Origin of the sequence: Nocardioides sp. S5, from assembly GCF_017310035.1 — a bacterium.
Classification (GTDB): domain Bacteria; phylum Actinomycetota; class Actinomycetes; order Propionibacteriales; family Nocardioidaceae; genus Nocardioides.
Genome location: NZ_CP022296.1, coordinates 4,436,812 through 4,461,028, shown reverse-complemented (window position 1 = coordinate 4,461,028; position 24,217 = coordinate 4,436,812). Strand labels below are relative to the sequence as shown.

Here is a 24,217-nt window from a genome sequence, read left to right as displayed (position 1 = left end):
AGTGCGTCAGCACTGGTGGAGGGTGACGTCGCCCGAGGCGGTGGTGGCCCGCACCTCGAGGTAGGGCTGGTCGGCGGCGGGCTCGCCCGTGGGCGGCAGGCTGGACGAGAGCCGTCCGCTCGCGGTGCGGACGTCGGTCCACACCGGCGTCCCGGCGCGTACGCCGATGCGGACGTCGCCGCTGGCGGTCCGGGCGGTCACCCGACCCGACGCCGTCTCGCCCACGACGAGGTCGCCCGACCCGGTGGTGAAGACGGCCTCGCCGCCCAGCGTGCCCACCTGGGCGTCGCCGGAGCCGGTCTTGATGGCCACCTCGTCGCCGACCACGCCGACGCGCACGTCCCCGCTCCCGGTCGTGACGACCAGGCTGGAGTCGGCGCGCCGCACGAGGACGTCGCCGGAGCCGGTCTTGACCCGCGCCTCGCCGGCGAGGTGCTCGGCGACGAGGTCGCCGGAGCCCGACTGGACGACGGTGTCGCCGTCGACGACGTCGAGCGAGATGTCGCCCGACCCGGCGTCGACGCGGGTGTCGTCGAAGCGCCCGTGCAGGCGTACGTCGCTGCTGCCGACCTTGGCGTCGACGCGGCTGGCGACCGGCAGCTCGACGACGACCTCGGCGCGGGGGTCCTTGCCGAAGAAGCCGCCGCTGCGCTGCGGCGCGATGATCGCGATGCGGCGCGGTCCGTGGCCCTCGGACAGGTCACGGACGTCGTACTCCTCCGCGCGCTCGCCGGTGATCCGGACGGTCGTCTCGGTGGTGGAGGTGGCAGTGACGTCGACGAGGCCGCGGCCGTTCTCGACGTAGAGGTCGATCGGCTCGGGGGTGTCGAAGCTGAGGTCGAGGTGCTGGCTCATCGGTGTCTCCGGTCGGTGTGAGGGTGTGCTCGTCCGACGGGCCGGCCGGTGCCGGTCCGCTGTGGTGCGGTGTGGTGGTGGGCTGCGGTGCGGCTGGCCGTCAGAGCCAGCCGGTCATCCGCCTGGCGTTGCCCTGCTTCCGGGTGGCCGCGAACGGGTCGTAGCCGACGAACGGGATGCTGCTGAGGTCGACGTCGATGTTGATCGCGTGGTCGTTGGAGGCGGCGCGCACGACGCCGACCAGCCAAGTGTTGAGGCTCTGCCCGGCGGCCGCGGCCCGCTCCTCGGCGCGGGCCTTGACGGCCTCGGGGATGCGGAGGGTGATCCGGGCCAGGTCGCCGTCCTCGTCCTCCGGCGGTGCCGGGGCCGCGGGCGGGGGAGGCGGTGCCGGGACGGCGCTCGGCGGCGCGACCTCGACGACGAAGTCGAGCTGGCGACCCACCAGGCGTACGTCGACGCTGCCGTCGGGCAGCTCGGCGGTGATCTCGGCCGCGGCGTGGGAGATGGCCTCCATCAGGGCGAGGCGTGCGCTCGGGTCGAGGGCGTAGGCCAGGCGCTCCGCGGCCTGCTTGAGCTCCTCGCCACCGGCCTCGGCCGCGGCGAGGAGGTCGCGGCGGAGGGAGTCGACGTACGGCGTGATGTCCATGCGCACCATGATGACACCATCATGACGTCACGTCAACGGAAAGATGATGTCATCTGACATCGGCGTGACGTCACCTGCGCGTGCTGGCCGGCCCGGACGTCATACGGACCCGCACCGATGGGTGCGGGTCCGCATGACGCTGGGCCGGGATCAGAGGTCGAAGAGCGAGCCCGAACCGCTGATGTCGACGTCCGTACGCGGCGTGTGGGCCGGGCCGTCGGTGGACGGGGCCGGCTTGGTCGCCGGCTTGGTCGCCGGCTCCTCGGGCTCCTCGGCCGCCGGCTCGTCCGCTGGGACGTCGTCCGCGTCGAGCACCGTCTCCGGGTCGTCCACGGTGGGCGCCTCGGCGATGGGCTCCGCGGCAGGCTCGGCCTCGGGAGCGGGGTCCTCGGGGTCGGCGAAGGTCGCTGCCCGGCTGAGGTCCGCGCCGCTCGGCGGTGAGCTGGGAGTCGATGCCGCTGGCTCGGCCTCGACCTGGGCCTCCGGCTCCGCAGCAGGTGCGGGTGCGCTGGCGGCGGGCGCCGCCGTCGTGGCCGGTGCCTCTAGGTCGAACAGCGAGCCGAGGCCGGAGATGTCGACGTCGGTGGTCGGGGTCGAGGTCGCACCGCTGGACGCCGGCGCGCTCGGCGCGGCAGCTGCCGGCTCCTCGGAGGCGACCGACTCGGGCTCGGCCTCGACCGGCTCGGGCTCGGGCTGCGCCTCCGCCTCCGCCTCCGCCTCTGCCTCGGGCGTCGCCTCCACCTCGGGCTCCGCGGCCGGCGCGGGTGCACTCGCAGCAGGGGCGGCTGTCGTGGCCGGCGCCTCGAGGTCGAACAGCGAGCCGAGGCTCGACAGGTCGGCATCGGTGGTCGGCGTGGACGTCGTACCGCTCGGCGCCGGGGCAGCCTCCGCGACCGGCTCGGGCGCAGCCGCGACCGACTGCTCCGGCCCGGCCTCGGGCTCCGGCGCGGCCTTCGCCTCGGGCTCGGGCGTGGCCTCGGGCGTCGGCTCCGCGGCCCTGGGTGCAGGCGCCTCGGGCGCGGCGATGTCGAAGAGCGATCCGCCGCCGCCGAGGTCAGCCGGGGCGGGGGTCTCGGCGGGCGCACTGGGGGTTGAGTCGCTGGGAGACTCAACGGCGACGGCGGGCTCTGCGGCCGCGGTCTCCGGCTCGCTGGGGGTGCCGAGGTCGAAGAGCGATCCGCCCGCGCCGAGGTCGGTGGCCGGCGTCTCGGCGGGCACACTCCCGGTTGAGTCGCTGGGAGACTCAGCCTCGACGGTGGGCTCAGGGGTGGGCTCGGGCGCGGGGGTGTCGAAGAGCGAGCCGGACTCGGCGGGCTTCGCGGCCGACGCCGGCTCCGCGGGAGCGGGCTCCTCGGGGGCGGGCGTGTCGAAGAGCGACGAGCCGCCCGACGCCTTGGCGGCGGGGCCGACGTCGGCGGTCTCGGTGACGGTGTCCTCGGTGACGGTGACGTCACCGGCCTCCGGCTCGTCCTTGGTGGCGACGTCGGTGTCGGCGACGGCGGCGGCGGGAGCCGCAGCAGCAGAGGACCCGGGCGCGGCCTTGGTCGCCTGCTCGCCCTTCACCGATGCCAGCAGCATCTGCGCGACGTCGAGGACCTCGACCTCCTCGCGCGCCTCGCCCTTGCTCTGCTGCATGGTGAGGCCGTCGGAGAGCATCACGCGGCAGAAGGGGCAGCCGACGGCGATCTGGTCGGCGCCGGTGCCGACGGCCTCCTTCGTGCGGTTCATGTTGATCCGCTCGCCGATGTTCTCCTCCATCCACATGCGCGCGCCGCCGGCGCCGCAGCAGAAGGACTTCTCGGAGTTGCGCTCCATCTCGATGACCTCGGCTCCGGGCAGCACCTGGAGCAGCTCGCGCGGCGGCGAGTAGACCTCGTTGTGGCGACCGAGGTAGCACGGGTCGTGGTAGGTGATCGAGCGCTTCGCCGCACCCGCGCCGTCGGTGACGGGCGTCAGCCTGCCCTCGCGCACGAGGCGGTTGAGCAGCTGGGTGTGGTGGACGACCTCGAGCTCGATGCCGAAGTCCTTGTACTCGTTCTTGAGCGTGTTGAAGCAGTGGGCGCAGGTCGAGACGACCTTCTTGACCTTGTACTCCTTGAACGTCTCGACGTTCTGCTGGGCCAGGCCCTGGAAGACGAACTCGTTGCCGGCGCGACGGGCCGGGTCACCGGTGCAGGTCTCGCCGTTGCCGAGCACGCCGAAGGAGATGCCGGCCATGTCGAGCAGCTCGGCCACCGCACGCGTGGTCTTCTTCGCGCGGTCCTCGTACGCCCCGGCGCAGCCGACCCAGAACAGCCAGTCCACCGACTCGAGGGACTCCAGGTCCTCGCCGACGACCGGCACCTCGAAGTCGAGGCCCTTGGCCCAGTCCATGCGAGCCGTGCTCGACATGTTCCACGGGTTGCCCTTGTTCTCCAGGCCCTTGAAGAGCTGGTTGAGCTCGGCGGGGAAGTTCGACTCCACCAGCAGCTGGTAGCGCCGCATGTCCATGATGTGGTCGACGTGCTCGATGTCGACGGGACACTGCTGGACGCAGGCGCCGCACGAGGTGCAGCTCCACAGCACGTCCTCGTCGATGACGAACGGCGCGTCCTCGGGGTTGTAGAAGTAGTCGAGGACGTCCGCGCCGGCGGTGCCGCCGCTCTCGCCCTTGGCGCCGACACCGACGAGCTCGCGCTCGGCGTGGGCAGGGTCACCGTCGTGCTTGGCGTACGCGTGGTCGCGCAGCGCGGTGATGAGCAGCTTGGGCGACAGCGGCTTCTCGGTGTTCCACGCGGGGCACTGCGACTGGCAGCGACCGCACTCGGTGCAGGTGGTGAAGTCGAGGATCCCCTTCCAGGCGAAGTCCTCGACCTTGCCGACGCCGAGCACCGAGTCCTCGTCGAGGTCGTCGATATCGTCGAGCGTGACCGCCTTGCCGTCCGACATCAGCGGCTTCATCGCACCGAGAGCGGTGCTGCCGTCGGACTCGCGCTTGAACCAGATGTTGAACCACGCGGTGAAGCGGTGCCACGCGACGCCCATGGTGATGTTGCGGGCGATCACCATCAGCCAGATCATCGCCAGCGAGATCTTGAAGGCGGCGATGCCGTAGATGAGGTTCTCGAGCGTCTGGGTGTCGTTGGGGTAGAGCGCGTCACCGATCCACGAGGCGATCGGGTAGTGGCTGCGGCCGGCGTCCTCGTCGAGCTTCCACTCCGCGGCGCGGACGAAGAGGATCGCCGCGCCCTCGAGCAGCGCGAGCGCCTCGACGAAGTAGGCCTGCCAGAAGTTCGAGCCGAAGAAGCGGCTGCGGCGGCCCTCGGAGCGCGGGTGGTGCCGCTGGCGGACCAGGATGAGGTAGATGATGCCGACGGTGCTGAGCAGGCCGATGAGCTCGCTGAACCACTCGTAGGGGTACCAGTGGCCGATGAGCGGCCAGGCGAAGGACGGCTCGAAGAGCTGGAAGTACGCCGCCAGCACGGCCGTGCTGAGGAAGAGGAACGCGGCGTAGACGAACCAGTGCATGATGCCGACCCAGTGCCACTGGAGCATCCGCGTGTGGAGGAACGTCTCCTTGAGCATCGTCGTCGTGCGCCCGGCCGGGTTGTCCGTGCGCCCCGGGGCCGGCTGGCCCGCGCGGATCACGCCCAGCATGCGGCGTACGGCCGGGACCAGCATGGCCACGGCGACGGCGGTCAGTGCGAACGAGACGACGATCGCGATCATCTGCATGAAGGGGTGCTCCTCGGTCGGGGCGTACAGAGCCGGAGCATAGATCCGTCCCGGGTGAGGACGGCAGGGCTCGAGCGAGTGAGAAGAATCCTACCCGCAGGTAACTTGAAACCCGGAGGAGCCGTCGTGATCAGTTCACGATCGCGACGTTCTCGACCTCGATCTCGCGGGCGTCCTCGCGGTGGGTCGCGAGCTTCGTCCTGACCTGGTCCAGCGCGTCGGTGAGTCGGGTGACGCCGTCGCGCAGCTTCTGCTGGTGCTCGAGGTGGGCGAGGTGCGACTCGCTGGTCTCGTCCCAGCCAGGCGTGAGCGACTCCACCTGCTCGAGGAGGTCGTCGATCTGCGTGGTGATCTGCTCGGTGGCGTCGGCGAGGGCGGTCTCCAGCGTCGACAGCGAGCCCTGGTGCACGACCAGGCCGCGGGTCACCGGGGACCACCGCCGAGCCGGTCGGCGAGCTGGCCCGAGCGCTCGGCCTGGGCCACGTCGTTGGTGGCGTGCTCCTGGGCGACGTACATCAGGCTCTGCGAGTAGCCGTCGAGGATCGGGCCGAGCGTGATCGCGACGTCGAACCACGCGTTGATGGCCTCGCCGAAGCCGGCGGCCGCCTGCCCGCTGAAGCCCTTGCCGGCCTCGGTCTCGATGGTGGCGCCCAGCGCCTGCAGCGTCTGCTGCAACGGCTCCACCGCGTCGGCGACGGCCTGCGCCGCCGCCTGCATCTCGGAGTAGACAAGTCCGACGGCCACGGCCGCCCCCTCTCGCTCGGGTCGATCGCGACCTTCCTACCCCCTGCGCGGCGATCTCACACACCGGTCCGCCGGCTCGGGACGGTTTGAGCAGCGGTCCCCGGGGGAATCGGGAGCCCATGCCGTCGTACGACTTCGAGGTCGACCTCGAGAGCATGGGCCAGGCCGCCCAGGGGCTCAGCGAGACCGTCCAGCTGTTCAAGGACAAGGACGTCGAGGACCTCGTCCCCGGCAAGGGCGACATCGGCAGCGACGTGGTCTGGGGTGCCCTCGACGAGTTCAAGGGTCGCTGGGAGGAGGGCGTGAACAACCTCTGCCAGGACGTCGAGGAGATGGCCGGTCGCCTCGGCAAGATCGCGATGAACTACTTCGAGACCGACAAGGCCGGCTACGACGCCCTCTCGGCGCTCAAGGGCACCGTCGCCGGCATCAAGGTGATGTGACGTGCCGGACTTCGAGGTCGAGGGCCACCCCGGCAACATCCGCTCCAGGGCCGTGCTGATGGAGCAGAAGGGCCAGCTCTTCTACGACACCGGCGACGCGTTGTCGAGGATCGACGTGTCCGGGTGGACCGGCCGGGCCGCCGACGAGTTCCGCGAGGCGCACGACCTCGAGCCGGACCGCTGGATCAAGGCCGGCAACGGCTTCAAGAAGGCCGCCGGAGGCCTCACGACGTACGCCGGCGTGCTGGAGGACGCCCAGCGGCGCGCGGCGGAGGCGAAGGCCGAGCACGAACGCGGGCAGCAGGAGTCGGAGAACGCCCGCACGCAGTACGGGTCCTACATGGACCGGATGCGTGCCTACTGGAGCAGCGGTGGCACCGACCAGGCCCAGCCGTTCGTCGACTGGGGCGACCCGATCCAGCAGGAGGCACTGCGGGCCATGCAGGCGGTCCGCGCCGACCTCGACAACGCCGCCCACGTGTGCGCGGGTGAGGTCCGGGCCGGCTGCGCCGACGCGCCCGAGGAGCCCAACTGGCTCGAGTCGGGCCTGAAGTTCGTCGGCGGCATCTTCGAGGGCGCCGGCGAGGCGGTGTGGGACCTGCTGACGATGGTTCCGTTCAGCCCGGTCAACCTGGTGATCGACGCCTACAAGCTCGCCACCGGCGACCTCACGCCGGAGGAGCTGGCCAAGACCTACGAGCTCGACGTGGAGAACGCCGTCGACATGGCGCAGGGCATCTACACCGGCCTCACCACCGACCCGATCGGGTTCGGCAAGGAGCTCGGCAAGAGCCTGCTCGACTGGGACACCTGGGCCGACGACCCGGCCCGAGCGATCGGTCACCTCGTGCCCGACGCCATCGCGGCCGTCGCGACCGGCGGCGCCGGCGCGCTCGCGACGCGGGGCGGCAAGCTCGCGACGGACGGTCTCGACGCCCTCTCCGACATGGGCAAGCTGCGCCACCTCGACGACCTGAGCAACGGCCGTCTCTACTCGATGATGGACGACGTCCCGCACCGCACGACCTTCTCCCCCGACCAGCTCGGCAGCTCCCGGGTCGACGACGTCCTTTCCCGGCACGACACCTCCCGCGGCGAGCTCAACGACCTGATCAACAAGCCGTCCTCGCAGCTCACCAGCTCCGAGCGGGACCTCATCAACGCGGTGCGCAACGACCTCCCCGCGCCCACCCCCGACACGGTGATGCAGAAGGTCATCGACCAGCCCTACTTCGACGAGAAGACCGGCGAGCTCAGGTGGGGCGACTCGGACAACTACGTCCTGGACCGGTACACGCCCGACGAGGTGCGTGGCGCCGTGACGGTGGCCGACGACACCGCACACCTCGGCAATCCGCGAGACATCAACGAGAGATTGCGCCTCGACTACGACGGCACCCACCACACGCCCGACGACGCCTCGACCCACGTGATCCGGTTCCAGTCCGACCAACCCGACTTCGAGGTGCCGCGCAACCAGGACATGACGGGATCCCCCTCCAGCTACGACGACTGGAACCAGCCCTTCACCGGCAATGGCTTCACGAGTGCAGCGGATGATGTGATTCCCGAGTACGCCGTACCGCGGGGCGAGACCGTGACGATCAGGGAGGGTGCCGAGATGTGGGAGATCACCGACTCGGGGACGCAGCGCCTCGTCGCCGTCCTGCGCACGGTCGACGGTGTGCCCTCGTGGATCCCGCAGGGCAACTGATGGCGCTGCCGGATCGAGGGACCTTCGCGGTCCGGGGCGGGGTGACCTACGAGGTGGCCTCGGCGGCCGCGGACGCGGTGACGTTGCGCGTGCCCGGCGACCCGGGCCCTCTGCCCGACCAGCTCGAGGGCGGTGTCCGGCGAGATGGTGACCGCTGGGCCAGGGTCCGCAAGTCGAGCCTGGAGCGCTACTTCACCCGCCACGTGACCGTGCTGTGGCAGGGAGAGGAGTTCGGCCTCGGCCGAACCACCGGGGACCGCGCGGAGATCCACGGCAGCTCGCCGACCGTGGCTGACAGGCTGGGGCTCGAGGGCGACCAGTACAACGGGTTCCGCGCGACCGTCCCGGTCGAAGAGCTGACCGTGGTCGACGTACGCGAGAAGGAGATCGATGTCTGAGGCCGACCAGCAGCGTCCGGTGCTGCAGAAGCTGCTGACGCACGGCCTGGGCACCGCGATCGTCGACGAGGGCTACGACCACGTCGGCGGGGTGGTCGTGCTCGCGAGCGACGCCGCGGCGCTGCGCACTCCCGACCAGCTGCTCCGGGCGTACGGCTTCGAGGACGGTCAGGAGTTCGTCGACGTCGTGCGCTTCGAGCTTCCGCCGCTGGCGTCGCTGACCAACCCCGTGGCGCCCGACACCGGTCGGCAACCGCTCTACCCAACCGGTTTCCTCCGCAGCGACGAGGTCGTGCCTGTGTGGGAGCTGACCCGGACGCGCTACTCCTACGGTGCGGAGTACTGGCGGATCCGCGCCGATGGCGAGCAGCGGTGCCTCTCGGCCTACCAGGGCGCCGCCCGCGGCTGGCGCGGCGCGAAGGGCTGGCGTCCGTGGAGCCTCCTCGTCGGTCCGCGTGCGCGGTGGCGTGGGTCGGAGCTCGCCGCCGACGTCGTCGGCGAAAGCGTGCTCCTCAGCATGCGCGGCGAGACCGGTCCCGAGGGCTGGGAGCAGGTCCGTCCGCAGACCTGGGTCGCGGCCGTCCCGGCGTCCGAGTGCGAGCTCTTCGAGGTGGTGCTCACAGCGACCTGGCAGGGCGTACCGGTCCGGGTCCTCTCCTCGGGGCCCGCCGGTGCTCGGGTGCTCCTCCTCATCGACGACGCCGATCACGCCGCGGTCCTCGGTGCCGACACCGTCGAGCCGGGCGTCTTCGAGGTGACCGTCTCGCCGGCCGACCTCGCGGACAGGCATGGCGTCACCAACGAGCTCGTCCCTGGCCCTGATCCGCGACCGTGACGGACACGATCGACGACCTGCGCGCCGAGCTCGCCGCGGCAGGGATCGACCCCTCCCAGGTGCAACGCGGCCCGGACGTGACGTCGTGGGACGAGGGCACCTACGTCTGGGCGGCCTCGGTCGACGGTGTCGTCCTGCGCCAGCTGGGGCGGACCCGAGACGACGACCGCCTAGAGGAGTTCGCCTCCGAGGCAGACGTCGTGATCGAGCTCCGCAGGCGCCTCCTGCAGCCGACGCGCACGATCGACGCCGACGAGCGGGCCGCCGTCCGGGAGCGCATGCAGGCGCGCGCGGCGGAGACGCTCGCCCGCCTCGAGGCCGGACGTGACTGAGCCGCTGGTGGCAGCGACGCTGAGGCCTCAGGCCCGGCGTACGCCGACCACGCGGCCGCCCCGCGAGAGCTCGACGGTCATCAGGACCCGCTGCTTGCCGGGTGCCTTCGCGCAGTAGGTGAACTCGCGGCCCAGCCGTTGCCACGGCTGGCCGACGCGCCGCATCAGCGCGCGGGCCCGCAGGCCGGCGTCCGCCGTCTTGGTGAAGGCGCGCACCGGGAGCCGCAGCCCCGGGTTGCGGCAGGAGTCCGGCGCCAGGCCCCACGCGCGCTCCCAGGTCTGGAGGTAGGCCTCCGCGCCGCGCGCGAGGTCGGTGCCGAGGGCGGCGCCGTCGGCGCCCGCCACGTGCTCGGCGTCCTCGACCCAGTCGGCGTACAGGCCGTAGTGGGAGACGCCGTCGGTGTTGATGTCGTAGACCCGCTCCCCGCTGCGCTGCCGGTCGACGCGGACGCCGCCGAGGCCGGTGAAGGGGTACGTCACCGGGGCGGGCGCGTCGGCCCCGCGGGGGTCGCCCTGGGCGCCGAAGCCGTTCATGTCGGAGCCGAACCCGAAGCCGAAGTAGAACCGGTCGTCGGTCCAGCCGAGGTGCTGGCGCCACTTCTCGACGAAGCCGGTCGAGTCGCCGGCGTAGGGAGCCACGAAGCCGCCGAGGCGGTAGATCCGCGGGTAGGCGTCCGGTGTCGACCAGGAGTGCGAGGAGACCACGCCGACCGGGCGGCCGGCGGCCTGCTGCTGCTCGAGGTAGTCGAGCGCGGCGTTGCGACCGGCGACGCTCATGTGGTCGGGGTCGAAGAGGATCTTCTGGTCGATCATCGCCGACAGCAGCCGCTCCCCGAGCGGGCTCAGCCCGAGCCGGTTGCAGTGCGGGCCGGCGGGGTAGAGCGGGGCCGCCTGGACGCCGGTGTCGCCGAAGAGCTTCCAGATCGCCCCGAAGATCGCGTCCTGCTCCGGCGTCGACGGCTCCCGTCCGGTCAGGTCGCCGAGGTTCGGCGACTGGAGCCGGTCCTCCGTGCCCGTGGGGTACGACCGCGGGCACTGCTCCATCCGCAGGAACGAGCCGGTGCTGAGGAAGTTGGCGCTGTTGGTGAGCGTGCCCGTGGTCCCGGCGTCGCCGGCCACCCCGGTGAAGGCGTTGTCGAACTTGTTGGTCAACTCCATCTGGCTGACCCCGAGCCGGCGCATCTCGGTGAGCTCGGCGAGCATCTGCTCCTCGGTGCACGTCGGCCGGCCGAGCTGGACGTTGCACCCCAGCGGCACCGAGGTCTCCATGCCCATCACCACGGCGAGCTTGCCCTGGTTGATGACACGCCGCGCCTCGAACGGGTCCGTGACGATGCGGTACCAACCCCGGCCGGGTCCCCCGTGCTGGGCGTCGACGTAGTCCTGCATCTCCCGCATCCGCTGCGCCTGGAGGCGTACGGCGTCGCGGTCGTCGCAGGAGTTCTTCTTCAGCGGGTAGACCGTGCACAGGACGTGGTTCTCGGTCAGCAGGCTGGTGTGGAGGCGCAGTCCCGCGCGCCACGAGCGCTCGAGCCACGTGTAGTAGACCTGCTGGTGGGTCAGCGAGTGCGGGTTGGGCCAGTAGGAGAAGGTCGGCCACCCCACCGGGTCGTGGCCCGTGCCGGGGGTCTGCTCGGCCAGCACGTCCTCGAGCAGCGCACCGCGGCCGTCGGCGAGCTGGTGGTCGGGGCAGTCGACGAGCGCAGCCGGTGCGCCGTAGCGGTGGAAGGGCGGGCTGCAGATGACGCGCCCGCCGAGGAACTCGTGGGTCTGGCCGTGCACGTGCGGGTCGGCCCAGCCGCGCACCTCCTGGAACGGTGTCACGCCGCCGAACGGGCGTCCGCTGACGTTGGTCCCGACCTCGGGGAAGGCCGTGCAGCCGCTCGTGCGGCGCAGGCGCAGCGGTTCCGCCGTGCCAGTGGTGAATCCCCCGGCGCTCCGCGCCAGGCCGCGGCCGTCGGCGAGGGTGAAGGTGAAGCGGCCGGTGCGGGTGCGGCGTACGGTCCAGTCGGCCGCGGGCGAGGGAGCGCTCGCCCAGGTGGTGCCCGAGCCGGTCGCGGCGAGGAAGGTGCGGTCGGTGGCGTGGAGGAGGTAGGTCCCGAGGCCGGTGGCCTGGAAGGTCAGCGGCCGGCCGCCGAGGCGGTAGCAGCCGCCGGCCATGGCGTATCGGCTCTCCGGCACCAGCCGCCGTGGGCTGCGCAGCGGCACGCCCACGAGGCGCGGGCCGCGCTGGGTGCGCTGTCGTGCGACCTGCTCGCGGCTCGCGGCGCGCTGCCGGGACGTGGTGGGGTCGGGAGCGCTCGCCGCCTCGCCGGAGCGGCTGATCGCGTTCTTCGTCGCGGGGTCGTGCACGTGACCGTGGCCGTCGTCGACCGAGCCGTCGCCGATCGTCTCGACTCCCTCCGTCGCGTGCGTGTGGGGACGCTGCTCCGCCGTGACCTCGGCGCGCTGGCGGGCCTGGGCGTCGTACGTCGACGGCAGGCTCGGTGCCCCGGTGCCGCTCGGGCCGGCGGCGAGGACGCCGCCCACCACCAGGCCGCCCGCTGCCAGGACGGAGATCACGATGCGCTGCACGGGGCGGGGGGTCGGGGTCACGGCGGCTCCTTGTCGTCGCGGGCTCAACGAGCCGCCCCCGTGGCGGGCTACGTCACGAGGAGCGCGGGGCCGGGCCGCTGACGCGTCGGCTCAGCCGGGAAGCGGTCGCCGCGACGGCTGCCGCGATGTCGGCCACGTCGGCACCCTCGTCGCTCGGGAACGTCACGGCCACACCTGCGACCGGGTGTGCGTTGTGGTCGAGCACGGCCACCGCGACGCTCTGCAGGCCCGGAGTCACCTCGCCGTCCTCGGTGGCGTGCCCGCGCTGGCGGGTCTCGGTGAGGAGCGTGCGCAGGGCGCTGAGGGACGTCGGTCCCAAGCCATGCCGGTCGACGAAGGCGCTGCGGTCGGGGTAGAGCGCCCGCACCTGGCTGGCCGGGAGCGCGGCGAGGATGGTGCGACCCGAGGCGGTGAGGTGCGCGGGCAGGCGTACGCCGACGTCGGTGACCAGGGGCGGACGCCCGGGCGCACGTTCCTCGACGACGTAGAGCACGTCGCGTCCGTGGAGCACGGCGAGGTGCGCCCCGTGCCCGGTCCGGTCGACCAGCTCGGCCAGCGGACGTCGCGCGAGCCGGGCCAGCGGCTCCTGACGGGTGAAGCCGCTGCCGACCTCGAAGGCGGCCACGCCGAGGCCGTAGCGGTGCTCGTCGGGCAGGTGCACGACGAAGCCCTCGTCGATCATCGTGTTGATCAGGTGGTAGGCCGTGCTGCGCGGCAGGTCGCAGGCGCGCACGATCCGGTCGAGCGGCACCGGGTCCGCCTGGGTCGCCAGGAACCGCAGCACCCGCAGGGTGCGGGTGGCGGCGGGGACCTGGCTCACCGGCGGGCCTGCTCGGCGCGCAGCAGCGTCAGGACTGCTCGCTGTCCTTGCGGGTGAACCAGCCGCCGGAGCCGTCGGTCTCGATCGGCCTGCCCGGCATCTCCTGGGCACCCGGGGTGCGGCGCGGGAGTCCGGGGCTGGTGGCGGGCTGCTCCGTGTCGGCGGGCTGCTCCGCGGCGGTGGTCTGGGCAGTGGTCTGGGCGGTGGTCTCGGAGGCGGGCTCCACGTTCACCTCCGACGGCGACGTCGGCTGCTGGTCGACGGTGCCCGCGACCTGGGGTGCGTAGTCGTCGGCCTTGTGGTCGACGCGCGGGTCGAGCCGGTCGGCGGCACGGACCTGGGCCTCGTGGGCGGCCTCGACCTGCTGGGCCTCCAGGCGGGCGGCCTCCGCCTCGGCCTCGGCCTTCTCCGCGACGGCGCGTGCCTCGGCGGCCTCGGCCTCCGCGGTCGCCGCCCGGTCCTGGGCGGGCGCGATGGTGCCCTGTGCCTCGGTGGCGGCCTTCGTGCGCAGCTCGTCGGCGCGCTCGATGTTGGCCTCGCGGTTCTTGCGCTGGATCACGACGAACGCCACGGCCAGCACGACGAGGACGATGACGGCGATGACGGCGATGACGATGAACGTGGTCACAGGTTTCCTTCTTCACGACGACGACGGAGCCCCAGTCTGGCACCCGTGACGGTCGTGTCCAGCGTGATGTCCCGGTGTGGCCGTGTCGACCACGCCGGGCCCGGCGCGCGGGGCGTCGGGCCCGGCGGGCTCCGGCGTCAGGTGCGGGGCGTCTCCCCGGCGTCGCCGCGGTGCCGCGCCGATCCGTCCACCGGGTCGGCGGTGGTGCTCGTGCCCGTGCCGTGGCCCGGGGTGTAGTCCGTCGACGACGTGTCGACCCGCGGGTCGACGGCGTCGGCGGTCCGCATCTTGTCCTCGGTCACGGCCTGCTGCTGCGTGGCCGCGACCTCGGCCTCGCGCGCCTGCTGCTGGGCGCGCTCGGCCTCGAGTCGGGCCCGCTCGGCCTGCGCGGCAGTCTCCTGGGCACGCACCTGCGCCTCGGGGACCTCCGACGCGTGCGCGTGCGCCTCTTCCCGGAGGTGCTCGGCGTGCTGGTGCTGCTTCTTGCGGCGCTGCTGCGTCACCAGCCAGGCGGCGAGCGCCACCGCGACCAGGACGACGACCGCGACGATGATCCAACCGGTCGTTCCCATGGCGTTCCTCCCATTCCGGCGACCCCGGACGGGTCGTCCATCCTTCACCGTGCCACAGGTCGCGGTGGCGCGCCCGCGCCCGTCATCCGTACGGGTGAGGCCCCCCGATCGTCGCGAGGTCTGGGATCCGAGACACCAGAGCCTCGTCATGGGGTGGTGACGACCCTGCGCCGGGAGTTTGATGATGAGCATGCAGAACATCCAGGTCGGGGTCGGTCCCGTCTCCTTCGAGGACCTCGTGCGGGTCGCCCGCGACGGGGCCGCCGTCGAGCTCACCAGCGACGCCCTCGAGGCCGTCGACCGCGCCCGGGCCGTCGTCGAGGCGCTGGCCGCCGGCGAGACGCCGACCTACGGCGTCAGCACCGGCTTCGGCGCCCTCGCCACCCGCCACATCCCGACCGAGATGCGCGCCCAGCTCCAGCGCTCGCTCGTCCGCTCGCACGCGGCCGGCTCCGGTCCGGAGGTCGAGCGGGAGGTCGTCCGGGCGCTGATGCTGCTGCGCCTCTCGACCTTGGCGACCGGACGCACCGGCGTACGCCGTGGGACCGCGCAGCTGCTGGCGGACCTGCTCACGCACGGCATCACGCCGGTGGTGCGGGAGTACGGCTCGCTCGGGTGCTCGGGCGACCTCGCGCCGCTGTCGCACTGCGCGCTGGCGCTGATGGGGGAGGGCGAGGTGCGTGACGCCTCGGGCACCCTTGTGCCGGCCGCCGACGCGCTCGCCGCCGCTGGTCTCGCCCCGGTCGAGCTCGCGGCCAAGGAGGGCCTGGCCCTCATCAACGGCACCGACGGCATGCTCGGCATGCTGGTCATGGCGATCGCCGACCTCCGGATGCTGCTGCGCACCGCCGACGTCGCCGCCGCGATGAGCGTCGAGGGCCAGCTCGGCACCGACCGGGTCTTCGCGCCGGAGCTGCAGGCCATCCGCCCGCACCCCGGCCAGGCGCTGTCGGCGGCGAACCTCACCGCGCTCATGGCGGGCTCCGCGATCGTGGCCTCGCACCGCACCGGGCCGGACAGCTCGGTGGAGTGCAACCGGGTGCAGGACGCCTACTCCCTGCGCTGCTCGCCACAGGTGCACGGCGCCGCCCGCGACACCGTCGAGCACGCCGCCACGGTCGCGGGCCGCGAGCTCGCCAGTGCGGTCGACAACCCGGTCGTCATGGTCGGACCTGACGGGCAGGGTCGCGTGGAGTCCAACGGCAACTTCCACGGCGCCCCGGTCGGCTACGTGCTCGACTTCCTCGCGATCGTCGCCGCCGACGTGGCCTCGATCAGCGAGCGGCGTACGGACCGGTTCCTCGACCGGGCGCGCAGCCACGGGCTCCCGCCCTTCCTGGCCGACGACCCCGGGGTGGACAGCGGGCACATGATCGCGCAGTACACCCAGGCCTCGATCGTCTCCGAGCTCAAGCGGCTCGCAGTCCCGGCCTCGGTCGACTCCATCCCCTCGAGCGCGATGCAGGAGGACCACGTCTCGATGGGCTGGAACGCCGCGCGCAAGCTGCGCCGCTCAGTCGACGGCCTGTCGCGGGTGGTCGCCGTCGAGGTGCTCACCGCCGCTCGCGCGCTCGACCTGCGGGCGCCGCTGACCCCGTCACCCGCCACCGGTGCGGTCGTCGAGCTCCTGCGGTCCTCCGGCATCCAGGGCCCGGGGCCCGACCGCCACCTCTCGCCCGAGATCGAGGCCGCCGTCGGTCTCGTCCAGTCCGGCGCGGTCCTCGCCGCCGCCGAGTCCGTGATCGGAGAACTCCAGTGAACGACAGATTGCCGATCCACGCCGCCACCGGCACCGAGCTGACCGCGAAGTCGTGGCAGACCGAGGCGCCGCTGCGGATGCTGATGAACAACCTCGACCCCGACAACGCCGAACGCCCCGAGGACCTCGTCGTCTACGGCGGCACCGGCAAGGCGGCGCGCAGCTGGGAGGCGTACGACGCCATCGTCCGCACCCTGCGCGACCTCGAGGACGACGAGACGCTGCTCGTGCAGTCCGGCAAGCCGGTCGGCGTGATGCGCACCCACGCCTGGGCGCCGCGGGTGCTGATCGCCAACTCCAACCTCGTCGGCGACTGGGCCGACTGGGAGGAGTTCCGCCGGCTCGAGGACCTCGGGCTGACGATGTACGGCCAGATGACGGCCGGGTCGTGGATCTACATCGGCACCCAGGGGATCCTGCAGGGCACCTTCGAGACCTTCGCCGCGATCGCGGACCTCCGCTTCAGCGGGACCCTCGCCGGCACCATCACCGTGACCGCCGGGCTCGGCGGGATGGGTGGCGCGCAGCCGCTCGCGGTGACGATGAACGACGGCGTCGCGATCTGCGTCGAGTGCGACCAGCACCGCATCGACCGCCGCCTCGAGACCCGCTACCTCGACGTCCAGGCGCGCGACCTCGACCACGCGATCGAGCTCGCGCTCGAGGCACGCGACGAGCGCCGCGGTCTGTCGATCGGCCTGCTCGGCAACGCCGCCGAGGTGCTGCCCGAGCTGCTCGAGCGGCACCTCGCCCGCAACGAGGCGGGGGACGGCCCGCTGGTCGACATCGTCACCGACCAGACCTCTGCGCACGACCCGCTCTTCTACCTCCCCGCCGGGACGGCGTACGACGACTGGGAGCGCGAGCGCACGCGAGATCCCCGCGGCTTCACCAAGCGCGCGCAGCAGTCCATGGCCACGCACGTGCGGGCGATGGTGGAGTTCCAGGACGCCGGTGCCGAGGTCTTCGACTACGGCAACTCGATCCGCGACGAGGCCCGCAAGGGCGGCTACGACCGGGCGTTCGAGTTCCCCGGCTTCGTGCCGGCGTACATCCGGCCGCTGTTCTGCGAGGGGAAGGGCCCGTTCCGGTGGGCCGCGCTGTCCGGCGACCCCGCGGACATCGCCGCCACCGACCGCGCCATCAAGGAGCTCTTCCCGGCCGACGAGAAGCCGGAGTACGCCCGCCTGCACACGTGGCTCGACATGGCCGCCGAGCGGGTGCAGTTCCAGGGCCTGCCGGCGCGGATCTGCTGGCTCGGCTACGGAGACCGCCACCGCGCGGGGCTGAAGTTCAACGAGATGGTGGCCAGCGGCGAGCTGAAGGCGCCGATCGTCATCGGCCGCGACCACCTCGACTGCGGCTCGGTCGCCTCGCCCTACCGCGAGACCGAGGCGATGCTCGACGGCTCCGACGCCATCGCCGACTGGGCGATCCTCAACGCGCTGGTCAACACCGCCTCCGGTGCGACGTGGGTGTCGTTCCACCACGGCGGCGGCGTCGGCATCGGTCGCTCGCTCCACGCCGGCCAGGTCACGGTCGCCGACGGCACTGCGCTCGCGGCGGAGAAGATCGAGCGGGTGCTCACCAACGACCCGGGCATGGGCGTGATCCGCCACGTCGACGCGGGCTACGACCGCGCCGCCGAGGTCGCGCAGGAGCGCGGCGTACGGATCCCGATGTCCGAGGGCTGAGCGCCCTCAGCGGACGCGGACCCTGACCCAGCGGCTGGACCGCGACCAGCCCGTGGCGTTGAGCGCGGCGACCCTGATCCTGTAGGTGCCGGGCCGCAGCTTCAGCACCAGCTTGCGGGTCGATCCCCTGGCGGACCTGTCGGTCCCCCTGGAGAGGTCGACCCGGTAGGTCCTGACCGAGCTCGTGGGGCTGCTCGCAGCCGACCACCTCACGACGACCTTGCGCCCGGTGACCTTCACCCTCGGAGGCGCCATGCGGAGCGGCACGGCCGCGGTCGGCGTGGTGGGCGTCGACACCGGGACCGGCGGGGGTGTCGGGGTGGGGGTAGGGGTGGGGGTGGGGGCGGGCGGGTTTCCGGTGTCGACGACCCCCACAGGCGTGACGGCCAGGGGCTGGGACTCCGCAGACGTGCCCACACCGTTCGTGGCGGTCACGCTGATCGTCCAGGTCACGCCGTTCGTCAGGCCGGTGAGGGTGGTGCCGAGCGCCGGGGCCGCGACGGCGTACCGGCGGTCGACCTCCCCCGCGGACCGTGCGATCACCGTGTAGCCGGTGATCACCGAGCCGTTGTCCGCGGGCGCCGTCCAGGAGACCGATGCCGTGCCGTCGCCCGACATGACCATGATGAGGAGTGGCGCTGCGGGGACGGCATCCGGGCGGTCGACGACGACCGTCGCGGTTGCCCGGACCGACTCGCCGACGGCGTTCACAGCGGCCACGCCCACGGTGTGGGTGCCCTCGGTGAAGCCCGACTCGTCGGTCATCGTGATGTTCCGGCCGTCCGGGTCCACCTCTCCCAGTCGCACGCCGTCCAGGTAGATCGCGTAGCCCGAGATCGGCTGGGTGCCGGAGCTGCTCGGCTCGGCCCACCAGACGGAGATCGTGTCGGTGCCCGCGTCGTACGAGGAGGTCACGCTGCGGGGAGCGCTGGGCGCGGCGGGCGGCGGGGCGAGCGTGGTGCCCGAAGTCGTGGCCACCGGTCCGGCAGCCGTCGCGTTGACCGCACGGACCGACAGGGCGTACGACGTCCCAGCGGCCAGCGCGGTGAAGACGTGGCTGCGGGCCGTTGCGGGCAGTGTCCAGGTCTGGGTCGTCCCCGAACGGCTGACGACGTAGCTCGTGACCGGGCTGCTGCCCGGGTCCGCCGGGGCCTGCCAGGACAGGGTCAGGCTGCCCAGTGCCGCGGACCCGGCGGCGGCGCTCTGCGGGGCGCTCGGTGCGCCGGACGGAACGTCCTCGCATCCCGTGGCCGTGACGGTGTAGGCGCCGAGGCTGCCGTAGTCGTCGTACCCGCCGGCGGACCAGCTGCCCTCGCCGACCGCCTCGACGGAGACGGTCCAGCCGGGACCGGTGGACGGGACGGTGAGCGTGGCGTCGACGCCCGTCGCGGTGGTGCCGTCGCCGTACCCGGAGACGGGTGCGGAGGTGGCAACCACGCTGCCGTCGCCGGCGCGGAGGACCGCCCGCACGTCGAGGTTCGGGGCGAGGGGGGCGGGGGCGACCGCGACGACGGCGCCGGACGTGCAGTGGCCGAGGAGGAACGTGTCGACGTCGCTCGCGTCGGTGATGTACGTCGTCCCAGTGAGCAGCGCGGCGGGCGCGTCGACCGCGTCGGGTGCCTCGTCCGTCCGACGGCCGAGATATCCGGTCAGCACCGCGACGTCGTCCTGGGCGGAGTTGTCGGCCCCCGGGTAGGACCCGTGGCTCCACTGGACGATCGGCTTGTAGTAGCCCACCCCCATGATGGGTGCCCAGCTCCCGTGCCCCATGTAGTAGCCCTGGGTCGTGGTGCCGTGGTGCCGCAGCCCGAGGTTGTGCCCCGCCTCGTGCGACGCCGCCTCAGCCACGCCCTTGGCGTCGCCGACTGCCTGCGGGAACACCCAGGCCGGCTGGTAGCGGGACGCGATCTCGTCGAAGACGTCCAGGTAGGCGACACCGCCGCAGGCCCCGTCGCAGATCGTGGTGTGCGCGTCGTTGCTCGGCGAGACCAGCACCCGCGTGCCGTACGTCGTGTCGAGGGGGTCGGTCCGCACCAGGCCGTCATGGCCGGGGTCCTCGGTGGTCACGTCGACACCGAACGGCGCGTAGTCCTCCGCGACGATCGCCCAGACCTCCTGGACCTGACGCTTCTCGCTGTCGCTGAAGCCGGCGCCGTCGCCGGCGGGGTCCCAGGCGGGATGAAGGCCGGGCGTCACGCCCATGGAGTTCCACGCCGTGCCCGACACGTCGGCGCCGTCCACGTCGAGGAAGATCGTCAGGTCCGCCCCGGGGTTGCTGTGCAGCGTGAACGTCTCGGACAGGGGCGCCACCGCGGGCGCCGTCGGCGCACCCGCCCCGGTCGCCTCGGGGGTGGGCTCGACGAAGTAGGCCCGGCCGTCCACGTCCACCCATGCGGTCGCGTCGTTGCGCAGCAGGGAGCGCAGCTCGCCGGCACGCAGGTCGTTGCGGGCCGCGGCCACCGGCAGCATGTCGCCGAGCCGGCGGATCGCGCGCTCGCCGCGGGCCGGCCCGTCGAGCAGGCGGGGCGCAGCGGTGAGCTGGACGTCCTGCCCGCGCCCCGCAGCCGGGTCGGACTGGGCCACGGCGCCGACGGGCGACGTCGATGCGAGGAGGGCGAGGGCAACGGCCCCGGTGAGGCGGCGAGGGAGGCGTCGGAGCTGGGGCACGGGCACCGAGCGACGGTAGCCAGCACGCAGCCCGGCCGCAGGCGATTGCCGAAGATCGCGCAACGTCGCGGTCCGATGGCTGAGCCGCGGCCGGTGGCAGGGTGTCGGCATGGACGCCGACGCCGCCAAGGCCAACCTCCACGCCTACCTCCAGCACGAGCGCGAGGCGGTGCTCGCCAAGCTCGACGGGCTCTCGGAGTACGACGTACGCCGTCCGCTGACCGTCACCGGGACCAACCTGCTCGGCCTCGTCAAGCACCTCGCGACGTGGGAGGCGCGCTACCTCGGTGAGGTGTTCGGCCGCCCCTTCCCGGAGCCGCTGCCGCGGTGGGACGACGAGGCGGAGCAGTACGCCGACAGCTGGGCGACCGAGGACGAGTCGCGGGCCGACGTCATCGACCGCTACCGCCGGGTCTGGGCCCACGGCGACGCGACCGTCGAGGCGCTCGACCTCGACAGCACCGGCCGCGTGGAGTGGTGGGGGGACGCCGAGGTGCCGCTCTTCAACGTCCTCACCCACCTGCTCGCCGAGACCAGCCGGCACGCCGGCCACGCCGACATCCTGCGCGAGGGGCTCGACGGAGCGGTCGGGACCGACGCGGAGGCGATGGCCGCCGACGGGCCCGACGCCGCCTTCTGGGCTCGGCGGCGTGAGGAGATCGAGGCCGCAGCACGGCGGGTGGACTGACCCGGGGGACTCAGCCGTCCTCGACGGCCACCCACTCGACGACCTTGCGGGTCAGCATGGCCACGACGCCGTCGAAGTCGCCGGAGCCGTCCTCGGCCGCCGCTGCGATCTGGGCGAAGGTGACGGTCTGGAAGACGAGGTCCGCCAGCGGAGCGAGCTCGAGGCCGCGGTCGACGTCGGCGTCGGGGAAGGCGTCGCGCCACGGCCGTGCGTGCGCCTGCATCACCCGCTCCGCCTCGCCCTCGCCGGTCCCGTACCAGTCGAGCACGCGGGCGAGGTGGCTGCCGTCGAGCAACGGGTGCGTCACGCAGCCGTCGGTCCAGTCGAAGATCCGCACCTCACGTCCGTCGTAGGCGACGTTGCCGGGGTGCAGGTCGCCGTGGGAGAGGGTGTCGGGGAGTCCGCACGCCCAGAACTCGCGCACCAGCGCCTCGGCGGCCGCGCCGGCGGTCGTCAGCTCCCACCGCTCGGACTCGGTGAGCTGGGCCAGCTCCGGGCTGGTGGCCAGGACCACGCGCCACGCCGCGAGCGTGGCCTCCAGACCCCGTTCGGGGCAACCTGCGGAGCGGAGCTCGTCGAGCCAGTCGAGTGCCGCGACCTGCGCCCGCGCCCACCGGGGCGCCGCCGCGTCGGCGGCGCCGTCGGCGCGGTCGCGGTCGGAGGCGCCCTGCAAGGGCTCCATCAGCAGCCAGCCGGCTCGGTCGTCCCCCGCCACCAGCAGCGGCACCAGGTGGCCGATCCGCTGGGTGAGGCGGCGCACGATGGCCGCCTCGGCGATGAAGTGGTCGCAGCACGCCTTGAACCACAGCGTGCCGCGGTCGGTCGGGACCTCGAACACGGCTGAGATGCTCCAGACCCGGTGGGTGCGGAGCGGGCCCGTGCGTCGACTCCCGATCGCGGACAGCCGGTCGTCCACCCACGCCTCGACCCGGTCGTGCCACCCGGGACGGAACCAGTCCGGTCGTCGCGGAGGGGCGGAGCCGGTGTACTGCTCGAGGGCCGCGCGCACCGGTGCCCGCCACTGCTCGTCGAGGTCGTCGACCCGTCGCCAGTCGGTGCCGGAGGGCGCTCCGCCGCGCAGCGCAAGGACGTGCAGCCGGTCGGGCGGTCTGTCGGCGTCCTCCTGGGGCAACGTCACGACCGGGGCCAGGTGCACCCCGTGGCCGACGACGGTGGTGGCGTACGCCGTGGGATCGGGCGCGTCATCGTCCTCGCGGTCCTGCACGAAGCTCGGCAGCGCGCCGTTGCCGGTGACGCGGACGCTGTCGTCGCGGACGAGGGCGACGTGGTGCGTGCGCTGCGAGGTGGGCATGCGGAGATGATGACCGGGCGGCCGCCCGTCCGACACCCGATTTCGACGTGGTTGGCGCGAACCCGCGACATTCGGTGCCGCCGTACGTCAGGATCGCTCCATGGCATCGGGGGAGAAGAAGCCGGCGCGCTCGCGCGTCGTGCTGACGGACATCAGCTCGCGGGCGTGGGAGCACCCCGCCGACAGGGGCGCACTGGTCGCGCTGCGCAAGCTCAAGGGCTTCGACGTGCTGCTCAAGACCATGTCGGGGGTCTTCCGCGAGCGGGCGTGGCGCCTGACGCTGCTCGGCTCAGCGGTGCGCGTCGACGAGCGGCAGTTCGCGCGGCTGCACCGGCTGCTGGCCGAGGTCGGCCGCAGCCTCGACGCCACCGACCTGCCCGAGATGTACGTCCAGGCGGACCCGACGCTGACCGCGATCACCGTCGGCATGGACCGCCCGATCATCGTGCTGTCCTCGGGCCTGGTGCACCACCTCGACGACGACGAGCTGCGCTTCGTCATCGGCCACGAGCTCGGCCACGCGGTCAGCGGCCACGCGGTCTACCGCACGCTGCTGGTCCGCCTGCTCGGCCTCGGCGGACTGCTCAACGCGATCCCCGGTGGCGCCATCGGCATCCGCATGGTCACCGTCGGGCTGCTCGAGTGGTCGCGCAAGGCCGAGCTGTCGGCCGATCGCGCCGGACTGCTCGCCGCACAGGACCCGACCGCGGCGCTGCGCACCCACATGAAGCTCGCCAGCGGCGGCACCCTCGACGAGCTCGACGTGACGTCGTTCCTCTCCCAGGGAGCGGAGTACGACGAGGGCGGCGACGTGCGCGAGTCCCTCATCAAGCTCTCCCTGCTGCAGCAGCAGTCGCACCCCTTCGCCGTCGTCCGGGCGACCGAGCTCCGTCGCTGGATTGACTCGGGCGCCTACACCGCGATCCTCGGGGGCACCTACCCGCGTCGCGGCGACGACGACGAGGCCTCGGTCAGCGAGGCCGCGCAGGAGGCGGCCGCGAGCTACGCCGTCGCCTTCGAGCGCACCCAGGACACCCTCGGCCGCCTGGTCCACGACCTCGCCGGCTGGGTCGGCTCGGCGAGCACGTGGATCGGCGACCGGTTCCGTCGCGGCGAGAGCGCCTGAGCAGTCGCCGGCGTGCCTCGCCGGCGACTGCCTCGCCTCAGCGCAGGTCGGAGGGCCGGATCGCGGCGGTCACCGCAGCGGCGTACGCCTGGTAGCCGCGCGCGTTCGGGTGGAACGAGCCGGGGCTCGTCGGGCCGAGGAGCCAGGGCTCCGGGGCGTTGACGCCGTGGTCGAGGAACCGCTTCGTCACGTCGACGAAGGTGTAGCCGTGCGCCTCGGCCGCCGTGCGGATCGTCGCGTTGAGCAGGTCGGCGCCGTCGTTGAGGGCCTCCTGCTCGTCCGGCGAGGCGGCCAGCACCGCGCCGTAGGCCGGGGAGAACAGGCGCGGGTAGCCCGTGACGTAGACGTGTGCGTCGGGGGCGGCCCCGTCGATCCGGTCGTAGACCGCGTCGAGCAGGGCGGGAAGCTGGCCGGTGACGCGACCCCGGGTGAGGGCGAGCGAGCCGGCGCACTGGGCGTCGGTGCCGCCGAGGCAGGCCACGACCGACTGCGACCAGCCGATGTCGTTGCCGCCGATCGACAGCGTCACCACGTCGGTGTCCGCGTCGAGCGCGGCGATCTGCCCCTGCCGGACGAGGTCGGTCGTCGTCGCGCCCCCGCACGCAACGAAGTCGTCGAGGACCAGGCGCATCCGCCCGTCGATCGCTGGTGCCATGGCGGCGTCGGAGCGCCCGC

Annotated in this window: 20 protein-coding genes and 1 pseudogene; 9 read left to right on the top strand and 12 right to left on the bottom strand. The window is 72.8% G+C overall.

All coding sequences use genetic code 11. The features are described 5' to 3' along the window. Nucleotides 1–6: 6 nt before the first annotated feature. The 5 genes from CFI00_RS21990 to CFI00_RS21970 form a co-directional block, all read right to left on the bottom strand. Complete coding sequence (locus CFI00_RS21990; protein WP_207083072.1) at nt 7–855, bottom strand: DUF4097 family beta strand repeat-containing protein; 849 nt, start codon at nt 853–855, stop codon at nt 7–9. A gap of 100 nt (nt 856–955) precedes the next feature. Further along, the gene (locus CFI00_RS21985; protein ID WP_242532568.1) at nt 956–1,501 is read right to left on the bottom strand and encodes a toxin-antitoxin system HicB family antitoxin; all 546 of its coding nucleotides are present in this window, start codon (nt 1,499–1,501) and stop codon (nt 956–958) included. A 150-nt stretch (nt 1,502–1,651) separates the two neighbouring features. Next, complete coding sequence (locus CFI00_RS21980; protein ID WP_207083070.1) at nt 1,652–5,215, bottom strand: (Fe-S)-binding protein; 3,564 nt, start codon at nt 5,213–5,215, stop codon at nt 1,652–1,654. A 130-nt stretch (nt 5,216–5,345) separates the two neighbouring features. Then, a complete protein-coding gene (locus CFI00_RS21975; RefSeq protein ID WP_207083069.1) occupies nt 5,346–5,642 on the bottom strand; it encodes a hypothetical protein in 297 nt (98 codons plus the stop codon). After that, a complete protein-coding gene (locus tag CFI00_RS21970) occupies nt 5,639–5,959 on the bottom strand; it encodes a WXG100 family type VII secretion target (protein WP_129453012.1) in 321 nt (106 codons plus the stop codon). The genes CFI00_RS21975 and CFI00_RS21970 overlap by 4 nt, the downstream gene beginning before the upstream one ends. A 119-nt stretch (nt 5,960–6,078) precedes the next feature. Between CFI00_RS21970 and CFI00_RS21965 the strand changes: the two genes are divergently transcribed. From CFI00_RS21965 to CFI00_RS21945, 5 genes are read left to right on the top strand one after another with little or no spacing between them, the layout of a single operon-like run. Next, the gene (locus CFI00_RS21965) at nt 6,079–6,402 is read left to right on the top strand and encodes a hypothetical protein (protein WP_207083068.1); all 324 of its coding nucleotides are present in this window, start codon (nt 6,079–6,081) and stop codon (nt 6,400–6,402) included. A 1-nt stretch (nt 6,403) separates the two neighbouring features. After that, nucleotides 6,404–8,116 (top strand): putative T7SS-secreted protein, encoded by a 1,713-nt coding sequence (locus CFI00_RS21960; protein ID WP_207083067.1) that lies wholly within the window; start codon nt 6,404–6,406, stop codon nt 8,114–8,116. Then, complete coding sequence (locus CFI00_RS21955) at nt 8,116–8,514, top strand: hypothetical protein (protein ID WP_207083066.1); 399 nt, start codon at nt 8,116–8,118, stop codon at nt 8,512–8,514. The genes CFI00_RS21960 and CFI00_RS21955 overlap by 1 nt, the downstream gene beginning before the upstream one ends. Then, nucleotides 8,507–9,349: a hypothetical protein gene (locus CFI00_RS21950; RefSeq protein ID WP_207083065.1), complete on the top strand. Its 843-nt coding sequence runs from the start codon at nt 8,507–8,509 to the stop codon at nt 9,347–9,349. Before CFI00_RS21955 ends, CFI00_RS21950 begins: the two co-directional genes overlap by 8 nt. Then, on the top strand, nt 9,346–9,681 hold the full coding sequence (locus tag CFI00_RS21945; RefSeq protein ID WP_207083064.1) for a hypothetical protein: 336 nt from the start codon (nt 9,346–9,348) through the stop codon (nt 9,679–9,681). Before CFI00_RS21950 ends, CFI00_RS21945 begins: the two co-directional genes overlap by 4 nt. Before the next feature lie 27 nt (nt 9,682–9,708). Here the strand turns inward: CFI00_RS21945 and CFI00_RS21940 are convergent, their stop codons facing one another. The 4 genes from CFI00_RS21940 to CFI00_RS21925 form a co-directional block, all read right to left on the bottom strand. Further along, nucleotides 9,709–12,276 (bottom strand): hypothetical protein, encoded by a 2,568-nt coding sequence (locus CFI00_RS21940; RefSeq protein WP_207083063.1) that lies wholly within the window; start codon nt 12,274–12,276, stop codon nt 9,709–9,711. Between the two features lie 52 nt (nt 12,277–12,328). Further along, nucleotides 12,329–13,096: an IclR family transcriptional regulator gene (locus CFI00_RS21935; RefSeq protein WP_207083062.1), complete on the bottom strand. Its 768-nt coding sequence runs from the start codon at nt 13,094–13,096 to the stop codon at nt 12,329–12,331. Nucleotides 13,097–13,124: 28 nt separating this feature from the next. Continuing rightward, the gene (locus CFI00_RS21930) at nt 13,125–13,724 is read right to left on the bottom strand and encodes a hypothetical protein (protein WP_207083061.1); all 600 of its coding nucleotides are present in this window, start codon (nt 13,722–13,724) and stop codon (nt 13,125–13,127) included. Between the two features lie 137 nt (nt 13,725–13,861). Next, nucleotides 13,862–14,296, bottom strand: a complete 435-nt coding sequence (locus tag CFI00_RS21925) for a hypothetical protein (RefSeq protein WP_207083060.1) — start codon at nt 14,294–14,296, stop codon at nt 13,862–13,864. Between the two features lie 184 nt (nt 14,297–14,480). Between CFI00_RS21925 and hutH the strand changes: the two genes are divergently transcribed. Both hutH and hutU read left to right on the top strand, forming a co-directional pair. Further along, nucleotides 14,481–16,055: a histidine ammonia-lyase gene (gene hutH, locus CFI00_RS21920; RefSeq protein WP_207083059.1), complete on the top strand. Its 1,575-nt coding sequence runs from the start codon at nt 14,481–14,483 to the stop codon at nt 16,053–16,055. Then, entirely contained in the window at nt 16,052–17,749 is a 1,698-nt protein-coding gene (gene hutU, locus CFI00_RS21915) for a urocanate hydratase (protein WP_207083058.1), read from the top strand. The genes hutH and hutU overlap by 4 nt, the downstream gene beginning before the upstream one ends. 6 nt (nt 17,750–17,755) lie before the next feature. Here the strand turns inward: hutU and CFI00_RS21910 are convergent, their stop codons facing one another. Further along, nucleotides 17,756–20,422 carry a fibronectin type III domain-containing protein gene (locus tag CFI00_RS21910; RefSeq protein ID WP_207083057.1) on the bottom strand — a complete coding sequence of 889 codons (2,667 nt, stop codon included), beginning with the start codon at nt 20,420–20,422 and terminating at the stop codon, nt 17,756–17,758. A 103-nt stretch (nt 20,423–20,525) separates the two neighbouring features. On the opposite strand from CFI00_RS21910, the gene CFI00_RS21905 reads away from it, so the two are divergent. Next, entirely contained in the window at nt 20,526–21,104 is a 579-nt protein-coding gene (locus CFI00_RS21905; protein WP_207083056.1) for a DinB family protein, read from the top strand. Nucleotides 21,105–21,114: 10 nt separating this feature from the next. On the opposite strand, the gene CFI00_RS21900 is transcribed toward CFI00_RS21905, so the two are convergent. Beyond that, nucleotides 21,115–22,416, bottom strand: coding sequence for an aminoglycoside phosphotransferase family protein (locus CFI00_RS21900; protein ID WP_207083055.1), 1,302 nt, complete (start codon nt 22,414–22,416; stop codon nt 21,115–21,117). Nucleotides 22,417–22,516: 100 nt separating this feature from the next. Between CFI00_RS21900 and CFI00_RS21895 the strand changes: the two genes are divergently transcribed. Further along, entirely contained in the window at nt 22,517–23,542 is a 1,026-nt protein-coding gene (locus tag CFI00_RS21895) for a M48 family metallopeptidase (RefSeq protein ID WP_207083054.1), read from the top strand. Between the two features lie 37 nt (nt 23,543–23,579). On the opposite strand, the pseudogene CFI00_RS21890 reads toward CFI00_RS21895, so the two are convergent. Next, nucleotides 23,580–24,215: pseudogene (locus CFI00_RS21890) on the bottom strand (SGNH/GDSL hydrolase family protein); the annotation flags it as partial. Between the last annotated feature and the right edge of the window lie 2 nt (nt 24,216–24,217).

Excerpts from the sequence above, each read along its gene's own strand:
- CFI00_RS21990 (WP_207083072.1), bottom strand. The coding sequence starts at position 855 with ATGAGCCAGCACCTCGACCTCAGCTTCGACACCCCCGAGCCGATCGAC.
- CFI00_RS21955 (WP_207083066.1), top strand. The coding sequence starts at position 8,116 with ATGGCGCTGCCGGATCGAGGGACCTTCGCGGTCCGGGGCGGGGTGACC.
- CFI00_RS21925 (WP_207083060.1), bottom strand. The coding sequence starts at position 14,296 with ATGGGAACGACCGGTTGGATCATCGTCGCGGTCGTCGTCCTGGTCGCG.
- CFI00_RS21895 (WP_207083054.1), top strand. The coding sequence starts at position 22,517 with ATGGCATCGGGGGAGAAGAAGCCGGCGCGCTCGCGCGTCGTGCTGACG.
- CFI00_RS21905 (WP_207083056.1), top strand. The coding sequence starts at position 20,526 with ATGGACGCCGACGCCGCCAAGGCCAACCTCCACGCCTACCTCCAGCAC.
- hutH (WP_207083059.1), top strand. The coding sequence starts at position 14,481 with ATGAGCATGCAGAACATCCAGGTCGGGGTCGGTCCCGTCTCCTTCGAG.
- CFI00_RS21965 (WP_207083068.1), top strand. The coding sequence starts at position 6,079 with ATGCCGTCGTACGACTTCGAGGTCGACCTCGAGAGCATGGGCCAGGCC.
- CFI00_RS21985 (WP_242532568.1), bottom strand. The coding sequence starts at position 1,501 with ATGGACATCACGCCGTACGTCGACTCCCTCCGCCGCGACCTCCTCGCC.
- CFI00_RS21900 (WP_207083055.1), bottom strand. The coding sequence starts at position 22,416 with ATGCCCACCTCGCAGCGCACGCACCACGTCGCCCTCGTCCGCGACGAC.
- CFI00_RS21980 (WP_207083070.1), bottom strand. The coding sequence starts at position 5,215 with ATGCAGATGATCGCGATCGTCGTCTCGTTCGCACTGACCGCCGTCGCC.
- CFI00_RS21950 (WP_207083065.1), top strand. The coding sequence starts at position 8,507 with ATGTCTGAGGCCGACCAGCAGCGTCCGGTGCTGCAGAAGCTGCTGACG.